Source organism: Roseibium sp. (assembly GCF_050301095.1).
Classification (GTDB): domain Bacteria; phylum Pseudomonadota; class Alphaproteobacteria; order Rhizobiales; family Stappiaceae; genus Roseibium.
Genome location: NZ_JBNKYW010000224.1, coordinates 1 through 9,754 on the forward strand (window position 1 = coordinate 1; position 9,754 = coordinate 9,754).

The 9,754-nt window shown below is 60.6% G+C and carries 9 protein-coding genes; all 9 read left to right on the forward strand.

The window, feature by feature from the left end:
- Window positions 1-432: 432 nt before the first annotated feature.
- Complete coding sequence (gene glyA, locus ACQY7U_RS19880; RefSeq protein WP_428648274.1) at window positions 433-1,734, forward strand: serine hydroxymethyltransferase; 1,302 nt, start codon at window positions 433-435, stop codon at window positions 1,732-1,734.
- 30 nt (window positions 1,735-1,764) lie between these two features.
- Complete coding sequence (gene nrdR / locus ACQY7U_RS19885) at window positions 1,765-2,241, forward strand: transcriptional regulator NrdR (RefSeq protein WP_428648277.1); 477 nt, start codon at window positions 1,765-1,767, stop codon at window positions 2,239-2,241.
- Between the two features lie 20 nt (window positions 2,242-2,261).
- On the forward strand, window positions 2,262-3,383 hold the full coding sequence (ribD, locus tag ACQY7U_RS19890; protein WP_428648279.1) for a bifunctional diaminohydroxyphosphoribosylaminopyrimidine deaminase/5-amino-6-(5-phosphoribosylamino)uracil reductase RibD: 1,122 nt from the start codon (window positions 2,262-2,264) through the stop codon (window positions 3,381-3,383).
- A 1-nt stretch (window position 3,384) separates the two neighbouring features.
- The gene (locus tag ACQY7U_RS19895; RefSeq protein ID WP_428648282.1) at window positions 3,385-3,996 is read left to right on the forward strand and encodes a riboflavin synthase; all 612 of its coding nucleotides are present in this window, start codon (window positions 3,385-3,387) and stop codon (window positions 3,994-3,996) included.
- 169 nt (window positions 3,997-4,165) lie between these two features.
- Entirely contained in the window at window positions 4,166-4,615 is a 450-nt protein-coding gene (ribH, locus tag ACQY7U_RS19900; protein WP_428648285.1) for a 6,7-dimethyl-8-ribityllumazine synthase, read from the forward strand.
- 5 nt (window positions 4,616-4,620) lie between these two features.
- Window positions 4,621-5,139 (forward strand): transcription antitermination factor NusB, encoded by a 519-nt coding sequence (gene nusB / locus ACQY7U_RS19905; protein WP_428648288.1) that lies wholly within the window; start codon window positions 4,621-4,623, stop codon window positions 5,137-5,139.
- Between the two features lie 2 nt (window positions 5,140-5,141).
- Window positions 5,142-6,140 carry a thiamine-phosphate kinase gene (gene thiL, locus ACQY7U_RS19910; RefSeq protein ID WP_428648290.1) on the forward strand — a complete coding sequence of 333 codons (999 nt, stop codon included), beginning with the start codon at window positions 5,142-5,144 and terminating at the stop codon, window positions 6,138-6,140.
- 136 nt (window positions 6,141-6,276) lie between these two features.
- Complete coding sequence (locus ACQY7U_RS19915) at window positions 6,277-7,500, forward strand: MFS transporter (RefSeq protein WP_428648293.1); 1,224 nt, start codon at window positions 6,277-6,279, stop codon at window positions 7,498-7,500.
- A 218-nt stretch (window positions 7,501-7,718) separates the two neighbouring features.
- Window positions 7,719-9,754, forward strand: a 2,036-nt coding sequence (locus ACQY7U_RS19920) for a sodium-translocating pyrophosphatase (protein WP_428648297.1), incomplete at its 3' end; no start/stop codon positions are given.

Consider the following 9,754-nt stretch of genomic DNA (forward strand, 5'->3'; position numbering starts at 1 on the left):
TGATCCCCGCATTTCAAGGGGGCTAGCAAAGCCGCAATCGCCGAAACGGGTTCTCCGGCAATGCGCGCATCTGACGTGCCCTGGCGGAAAATGGGCGCAAGAAAGTTGTCGTTGTTCAACAATGGCCAGTCTGCCTGGTCAGGTAATCTCCGATTTCCTTCGACTGACACGCTCGCAATAGGTGCGATTCTTTTCCGTTTCCAAGGGCTCTTGCTGCCAAGTTGTTCCGCAAACGACACTCATTTGGGTTTGCGGAACAATGGTGTCGTTTTCCAAACCTAACGCGTCGCTAAGGCCCTTGGTTCTCGGGTTTGGCTGTGATACTCCCTCGCGTCATGTCGGCCATGCCACGAGATCCTGTCCTGAGGACGTCTCCAAAACCTGCGCCGCGGTTCCTTAAAATAAGACACGAAGGATGGTGGGATGTCTTTGATGGAAAGCTCTTCTCAGTCCCTGCAGACCGGTTTTTTCACCCGTAGCCTCGACGAGGTCGATCCGGAGATCTTCGGCACCATCGAAAAGGAACTTGGCCGCCAGCAGCACGAAATCGAGCTGATCGCGTCCGAGAACATCGTTTCCCGTGCCGTTCTGGAAGCGCAGGGCTCGATCTTTACCAACAAATACGCCGAAGGCTATCCGGGCAAGCGCTACTACGGCGGCTGCGAATTCGCCGACATTGCGGAAAGCCTGGCGATCGAGCGCGCCAAGGAGCTCTTCGGCTGCAACTTCGCCAACGTCCAGCCGAACTCCGGCAGCCAGATGAACCAGGCAGTGTTCCTGGCCCTGCTGCAGCCGGGCGACACCTTCATGGGCCTGGATCTCAATTCCGGCGGCCACCTGACCCACGGTTCCCCGGTCAACATGTCCGGCAAGTGGTTCAACGTGGTGTCCTATGGCGTGCGTCAGGAAGACCACCTTCTCGACATGGACGAGGTCGAGCGCCTTGCCAATGAACACAAGCCGAAGCTGATCCTGGCCGGCGGCACCGCCTATTCCCGCGTCTGGGACTGGAAGCGTTTCCGTGAAATCGCCGACAGCATCGGCGCCTACCTGATGGTCGATATGGCTCACATCGCCGGCCTCGTGGCGGGCGGCGTGCATCCGTCTCCGGTGCCGCATGCCCATGTGGTCACCACCACCACCCACAAGTCCCTGCGCGGCCCGCGCGGCGGCATGATCCTCTCCAACGACGAGGCGATTGCCAAGAAGATCAATTCCGCGGTCTTCCCGGGTCTCCAGGGCGGTCCGCTGATGCATGTGATCGCCGCCAAGGCCGTTGCCTTCAAGGAAGCCCTGCAGCCGGAATTCAAGACCTATGCACGCTCGGTCGCCGAGAATGCCAAGGCGCTTGCCGAAGTGCTGAAGGAACAGGGCCTCGACATCGTCTCCGGCGGTACCGACAACCACCTGATGCTCGTGGACCTGCGTCCGAAGAACGCGACCGGCAAATCCGCCGAGAAGTCGCTCGGCCGCGCCAACATCACCTGTAACAAGAACGGCATCCCGTTCGACCCGGAAAAGCCTTTCGTCACCTCCGGTATTCGCCTCGGCACGCCGGCAGCGACCACGCGTGGCTTCGGAGTTGCCGAATTCCGTGAAGTCGGCCTGCTGATCACGGAAGTGTTGGACGGTTTGAAGACTGCAAACAGTGAAGATGGCAACGCGGCTGTTGAAGCTGCGGTCAAAGCCAAGGTAGAAGCACTGACGGCCCGGTTCCCGATCTACGGGAAATAATCCGAAGGGCTCGGTCAGGAGCTTTGAGACATGAGATGTCCTTTTTGCGGCGGCGAGGAAACCCAGGTTAAGGATTCCCGCCCGACCGAGGACAACACCGCCATTCGCCGCCGCAGGATCTGCAGCACCTGCGGCGGCCGTTTCACGACATTCGAGCGGGTACAGCTCCGCGAATTGCAAGTGCTCAAGCGCTCGGGCCGCCGGGTTCCTTTCGACCGGGAAAAGCTGATGCGTTCCGTCCAGATCGCCGTGCGCAAGCGGCCGGTGGATCCTGACAAGATCGAGCGCATGGTCAGCGGCATCGTGCGTCAGCTTGAAAGCTCCGGCGAAAGCGAAATCACCGCAGAAACCATCGGCAATCACGTCATGGAAGGCCTGAAGGGCATTGATGACGTCGCCTATGTGCGGTTTGCGTCCGTCTACAAGAACTTCCGGGAAGCCAAGGATTTCGAGGCCCTTCTGGATGAGCTCAGCGGGCCGGACGGAGCGCCCGTGGACAGCAACTGATCTTCCGGGACCGAACCTTCATGCCGGATACTTCCGACAAGGACCTGCGCTTCATGGCAGCCGCCGAACGTCTGGCGCGCCGTGGCTTCGGGCGTGTGTGGCCCAATCCTTCCGTTGCAGCCCTGATCGTGCGTGAGGACGAGGGCGATATTCTCGTCGGGCGCGGTGTCACCTCGCGTCCGGGCATGGCGCATGCCGAAGTCAATGCACTCACACAGGCCGGTGACCGGGCGAGGGGAGCAACCTGCTATGTCACGCTTGAGCCCTGTTCCCACTACGGCCGCACGCCGCCTTGTGCGCTGGCCCTGGTCGAAGCCGGAATCAAAAGGGTGGTCGTGGGCATGCCGGACCCCAATCCGCGTGTCGCCGGGCGGGGTGTCGCGATGCTTCGGGAGGCCGGTCTCGAGGTCATCGTTGGCGTTCGCGAAGCGGCGATGCAGACGCTCTATCGCGGCTTCAGCCTGCGTCAGCTCAGGCAGCGTCCGCAGGTGTTCCTGAAACTGGCAAGGTCGAAGGACGGTTTTATCGGGCGGGCCGGTGACGGTCAGGTCAGGATTTCCGGTCCGCTGTCGATGCGCAAGGTGCACGGGTTCCGCGCGGAATTCGATGCGATCCTGGTCGGCTCCGGTACGGCGCTTGAAGACGATCCGCAGCTGACCTGCCGGTTGCCCGGTCTTGCCGAGCGTTCACCCGTGCGGGTGATCATCGACCGGCGAGCACGTCTGCCGCTTGGCTCCAAGCTGGTTCGGACCTGCGCGGACGTGCCTGTCTGGCTGATCTGCGGCAATGACGCCGATCCCGGCAAGATCGAGGATCTGGCCGCCGCCGGCGTCAACGTCATTCGAGTGCCGGCCACGGTTACGGGCATTGAACCGGCCGTGATCCTGAGTGCCCTGGCGACCCGCGGCATCACCCGCCTCATGGTGGAAGGTGGTGCGCGCCTGGCGACCTCCTTCCTGAAGGCGGATCTGGTCGATGACATTTGCGTCGTCACCGGCGATATCGAGATCGGCAGCGGCGGCATACCGGCCTTGCATGATCTTGATCTTGCGGATGTTTTGAAAGACCCCAAATTCGAGCGGGTCGATGCCGGAACGTTCGGCAGCGACCGCTTCATTTCCCTCAGACGGCGTGGAAACTGACATGTTTACCGGCATTGTGACCGACCTTGGCGAAATTCTTTCCATCGAAGACATACCGGCCGGCAAGCGGACCCGTATCCGCACTGATTACGACACCGAGACCTTCGATATTGGTGCGTCCATCTCCTGTGGTGGTGTGTGCCACACGGTGACGGCCAAGGCGAACAGCTCCAACGGCAACTGGTTCGAAGTGGAATCGGCTGCGGAAACTCTGGCCTTGACCACCGTATCCGGCTGGGCGGTCGGCCAGCAGCTCAACCTGGAGCGTTCGCTGACCATGGGGGCAGAGCTCGGCGGCCATCTGGTGCTTGGCCATGTCGATGGCATGGCGACCGTCACCAAGCGGGAAGATCATCCCGATTCCGTCTATTTCCAGTTCGAGGCTCCGGCAGAGGCCGCGCCTTTCATCGCCAGGAAGGGGTCGGTCGCGCTCGATGGCACGTCGCTTACCGTCAACGAGGTGGACGGGCTGCTCTTTTCCGTGTTCCTGATCCCGCACACGCTGGAGGTCACCACCTGGTCCGAACGCCAGGTCGGCGACAAGATCAACCTTGAAGTGGATATGATGGCCCGCTATGCCGCGCGTCTTGCGGAATTTTCCAAGACCGGGTAGGGGACGCCCCAACACCTTCAAAAAGAGTTATGATCCCGGATCGCAATTCTCTGGCGGCGTGCTTGTTGCTGAGGTTTCGCGGTCCCATTCAGTAACGGTCTCGAATGAGACTGGACAAACCGGGGCAGACGTGGTTCCTGTCGCGGCCTTATAAAGGATTGAGAGACCCATGAGCGCAGCAAAGAAACTTCTGATCATTGAAGCCCGTTTCTACGACGAACTTGCCGACGCGCTTGCCGAGGGGGCGATCAAGACCATTGAGGCCGCAGGTGCCAGCTATGACCGGATCGCCGTGCCGGGGGTCCTGGAAATTCCGGCGGCGCTTTCCATGGCCCTGACTGCAATGGAAAATGACGGTGTGCTTTATGACGGCTTTGTTCTGCTGGGCGCGGTGATCCGCGGTGAAACCACCCATTACGACATCGTCGCCAATGAATCGAACCGGGTGATCATGGACCTGATCGTCGATGCCGATCTGGCGGTTGGCAACGGCATCCTGACCGTCGAGAACGGTGAACAGGCATGGGCCCGCGCGAAAGTGGATGACAAGAACAAGGGAGGTGCGGCCGCACAGGCAGCCCTCGACATGATCGCCCTGCGCGAACGGCTTGGAGTATAAGAAAAATGACCGGAAAGGCCGACCCGGAAAAACCGGCTAAGACTGTGCGCCCCGCCAACAAGCGCGGCGTTGCCCGCCTCGCTGCCGTCCAGGCTCTCTATCAGATGGACGTGGGCGGTGCGCCGCTGACCAGCGTGATCAGCGAGTTCACCGCCTTTCGCCTCGGCAAGGAACTTGACGGGGCGCAATACCGCGAAGCCGACGAGCAGTGGTTCAAGCACATCGTCGCCGGCGTTGTGGCCGACCAGAAGTTCCTCGACCCTTATATTCATACGGCGCTCACCGAAGACTGGCCGCTGAAGCGGATCGACAGCCTGCTGCGTGCGATCCTGCGTTCCGGTTCCTATGAACTGCTTCGGCGCAAGGACGTGCCGGCAAAGGTGATCATTTCCGAATATATCGACGTCGCCAAGGCCTTTTTCGAGGACGACGAACCGGGCCTCGTCAACGGTGTGCTCGACCGGCTCGCCCATGAGCTGCGCAACGCGGAGCTCGACACCGGCAAGGCGGACGGCGCTTCCTGATCATGGGTGCGGACCGGCCGGGAGAATTCGAACTTATCAAGCGCTACTTCGCGCCCCTGGCCAATGATCCTGGCAGCCTCGGGCTGACAGATGATGCGGCAGTCCTGACGCCCCGGGCCGGTTACGATCTGGTGCTGACCAAGGACGTGCTGGCCGCCGATATCCATTTTTTTGCCGATGACGCGCCCGAAGCGATTGCCGCCAAGGCGCTTCGGGTCAATCTCTCCGATCTTGCCGCCAAGGGGGCAAGACCGCGCGGTTACCTGCTTGGTCTCGCTCTTCCGTCAAACTGGACGGAAAGCTGGCTGTGCCGCTTTTGCAAGGGGTTGGCTGCCGACCAGGCCGCCTTCGATGTCCAGTTGCTGGGCGGCGATACCATCCGCTCCGGCAACGGCCTGCAGGTATCCGTCACCGCCATCGGTGAGGTGGCAACCGGCAGGGCGGTCCGGAGGTCCGGCGCAAGACCCGGCGACCTCCTTTTTGTTACCGGCACGATCGGCGACGCGGCCGCCGGGCTGAAAGCGCGGCTCGATCCGCAGTTCTGCAAAACCCACGGCCTGTCCGCCGTTCAGGAACGCCATATTCTCGACCGCTATCTTCTGCCCAGGCCCAGAACCCGGCTCGCCGGCCCCCTGACCGAATACGCCAATGCAGCCATGGATATTTCCGACGGGCTCATTGCCGATTGCGCGCATATGGCAAAGGCGTCGGGCGTCGGTATTTCTATCGACATGGACAAGGTTCCCTTGTCGGACGTGCTGCGGGACCTGAAGGGCCGGAGCGCCGACGACTTGGCGGGTTACCTCAATGGTGGCGACGACTACGAAATTCTGGCCAGCGTTTGCGAGCAAAAGGCGCAGGAATTCATGACCGCGGCAGAGGCGGCTGATTGTCCGGTCACTGCCGTGGGAAGGGTTACGGAAGACAAGGGCACCGTGAAGCTTCTCGCAGGCGGAAAACCGGTCGTATACGCACAAGAAGGCGGTTTCCGGCATTTCTGACCATCTGGCAGGATGATGCCTTTCGGTGATGCTGCCGGCGCGAACAGATCTGTTTCATCCGTTACTTCCCAGCGAAAGCCGGTCGTGCTACCTCTTCCGCCTTGCCTTTCTATCTTCCTAATTTGAAAGACTGCACATGAACGCCGTTTCACCGGATTCGTTTGTCGATGACCGTCTGGCCAAGCGCAACGCTTTGCTGCTGGCCTTTGCGCAGGCTTTGGGGGGGGCTGCTGCATCCATCGTCATGGCAACCGGGCCGCTTGTCGGATATATGATGCTGGAAGATGACAAGTCTCTGGCAACGCTACCGATTTCCGTGATGGTGCTGGGTACGGCCTTCGGAACGATCCCGGCCGGAATGATCATGCGCCGCTTCGGCCGGCGGGCCGGCTTCATGGGAGCTTCCCTGTTGGGTATTTCCTCGGGTTTGCTGGCTTCCCTGGCCGTGTTTCAGGATCATTTCCTACTCTTTGCGCTTGCCTGCTGTCTTGGCGGCTTTGCCGGGGCGTTCATGCAGCAATACCGATTTGCCGCAGCGGACACTGCGAGTGATGCCTTCAAGCCGAAGGCGATTTCCTGGGTTATGGCAGGCGGTGTTCTGGCCGGAGTCATCGGTCCGCAAACAGTGATCGCAACCAAGGATATGTTCGCACCGGTGCTGTTTGCGGGAACCTATCTGGCTCAGGCCGGGCTGGCGGTGGTTGCCCTGGTACTGCTTGCCTTTCTGAAAATTCCGAAACCGCCCCGCCTGAGCCACGCCCAGGCGGGCGGCCGGCCGTTGTCCAGGATCATGACACAGCCCCGTTTCATCGTCGCGGCTGCCTGCGGCATCTGCTCCTATGCGCTGATGTCATTGGTCATGACTGCAACCCCGCTCGCCATGATCGGCTGCGGCTTGTCGGAAACCGACGCAGCACTTGGTGTCCAGTGGCACGTGCTGGCCATGTTCGGCCCCAGCTTCTTTACCGGCAACCTCATTGGCCGCTTCGGCAAGGAGCGGATCGTGGCAATCGGTCTGGCGCTTCTGGCAGCCTGCTCGATTGTTGCTCTCACGGGGATCGAGATCACCCACTTCTGGACGGCACTTGTCCTGCTTGGGCTTGGTTGGAACTTCGGTTTCATTGGCGCGACCGCCATGTTGACCGAAACCTACCGGCCGGAAGAACGCAATCTGGTCCAGGCGGTGAACGATTTCCTGGTGTTCGGATTCGTGGCCGCAGCCTCCTTTTCTTCAGGCGCGTTGCTCAACCTGTTCGGCTGGGGAACGGTGAATGTTCTCGTTTTCCCGTTCGTGGTCCTGTGTCTCGGCCTTCTTGGATGGCTTGTGGTTGCAGAAAAGAAAGCAGTTACAACTGCTTAAAGTGAAAATGATTTCCAGTTTCGTCAATGCAGCATTTCTACTGCGCTGCACCAAACAATGCCGCAACGGAACTGTTAAATTAAACAATGTGAGAGCTTGACGAAGCGCTCCAATTTGCTGCTATCGTGTTTACTCCTCACGCTGGGGAATTGGTGTGGGGCGCAGTCTGGCGGAAATAAGAACAACAAAATCGGTCCGCCGCAGCCTTGGGAGGAAGCATGACCGAGCTTGTCGTCATCATTATTTGTGGCCTCTTATCCATCGCCTATGGGGCATGGGCAATTCAATCCGTCATGGCGGCGGATGCGGGCAACGCCCGCATGCAGGAGATCGCAGGTGCGATCCAGGAAGGGGCTAAAGCCTATCTCAACCGGCAATACACAACGATTGCCATCGTTGGGGCAGTTGTTTTCATACTTGCGTGGATTTTGCTTTCAGGACCGGCAGCAATCGGTTTTGCCATTGGGGCGGTTCTTTCAGGGGCTGCCGGGTACATCGGCATGATGGTGTCCGTCCGTGCCAATGTGCGCACGGCCCAGGCGGCGAGCCAAAGCCTGGGCGCGGGACTGGAAATTGCCTTCAAGGCCGGTGCCGTCACCGGCCTTTTGGTTGCCGGCCTCGCGCTGTTGGGGGTTGCGGTCTATTACACTGTTCTTACCCAGTTCGCCGGAATGGAACCGACCGACCGGACCGTGATCGACGCTCTCGTCGCTCTCGGCTTCGGCGCTTCGCTGATATCCATTTTCGCCCGTCTCGGCGGCGGCATTTTCACCAAGGGAGCGGACGTCGGCGGCGATCTGGTCGGCAAGGTGGAAGCCGGTATTCCGGAAGATGATCCACGCAACCCGGCGACGATTGCGGACAATGTCGGCGACAACGTCGGCGACTGTGCCGGTATGGCGGCCGATCTTTTCGAGACTTATGCGGTGACTGTGGTGGCCACCATGGTTCTTGCGTCCATCTTCTTTGCGGGCGACCAGGCTACGCAACTGATGCTTCTGCCGCTCCTGATCGGGGCCAGCTGTGTCGTCACCTCCATCATCGGAACGTTCTTCGTCAAACTCGGCGCAAGCAATTCGATCATGGGAGCGCTTTACAAGGGCTTCATCGCAACTGCGGTCCTGTCGGCGGTGGCGCTGGCCATCATCGTCTTCGGCTGGATTGGTGCCGGTACGGAATACACCACGTCCAGTGGCGTGACCTTCTCCGGAATGGACCTTTTCTTCTGCGGTCTGATCGGCTTGGTGGTAACCGGACTGATCATCTGGGTGACCGAATATTACACCGGTACGAACTACCGGCCGGTGCGTTCGATTGCCCAGGCTTCCGTCACGGGGCACGGCACCAACGTGATCCAGGGGCTGGCAGTTTCCCTTGAGGCGACCGCATTACCGGCGCTCATCATCATTGCCGGTATTCTCGTCACCCATTCCTTTGCCGGCCTCTTCGGCATTGCGATCGCTGTTACCACGATGCTGGCGCTGGCCGGCATGGTCGTGGCGCTCGATGCTTTCGGGCCGGTGACAGACAATGCAGGCGGTATTGCCGAAATGGCCGACTTGCCTGCCGAGGTGCGCAGTACGACGGACGCGCTGGACGCGGTCGGCAACACAACCAAGGCGGTCACCAAGGGCTATGCCATCGGTTCGGCAGGTCTCGGTGCCCTGGTTCTGTTTGCCGCCTATACGGAGGATCTGAGGTTCTTCTCAAGTACGGCAGCCGAGGGCTCGGTGTTCTACGGCATTGACGTCGGCACCCTGTTCTCGCTCTCCAATCCCTATGTGGTGGCGGGGCTCCTGTTCGGCGGATTGCTGCCCTATCTCTTCGGCGGCATCTCCATGACCGCCGTCGGACGGGCCGCCGGTTCCGTGGTTGAGGAAGTCCGCAGGCAGTTCAAGGAAAAGCCGGGCATCATGCAGGGTACCGAACGGCCGGACTATGGCCGGGCAGTGGACATGCTGACGAAGGCGGCGATCAAGGAAATGATCGTACCGTCGCTGTTGCCGGTTCTCTCGCCTGTCGTCGTGTTCTTTGTGGTGCGCGCCGTCGCGACGCCGGCTGACGCCTTTGCCGCGCTTGGTGCCATGCTGCTGGGCGTGATCGTGACCGGCCTGTTCGTGGCGATCTCGATGACCGCAGGCGGCGGTGCGTGGGACAATGCCAAGAAGTCGTTCGAGGACGGCTTCACAGACAAGGACGGCGTCACCCACCAGAAAGGCAGTGAAGCCCACAAGGCCTCCGTCACAGGCGATAC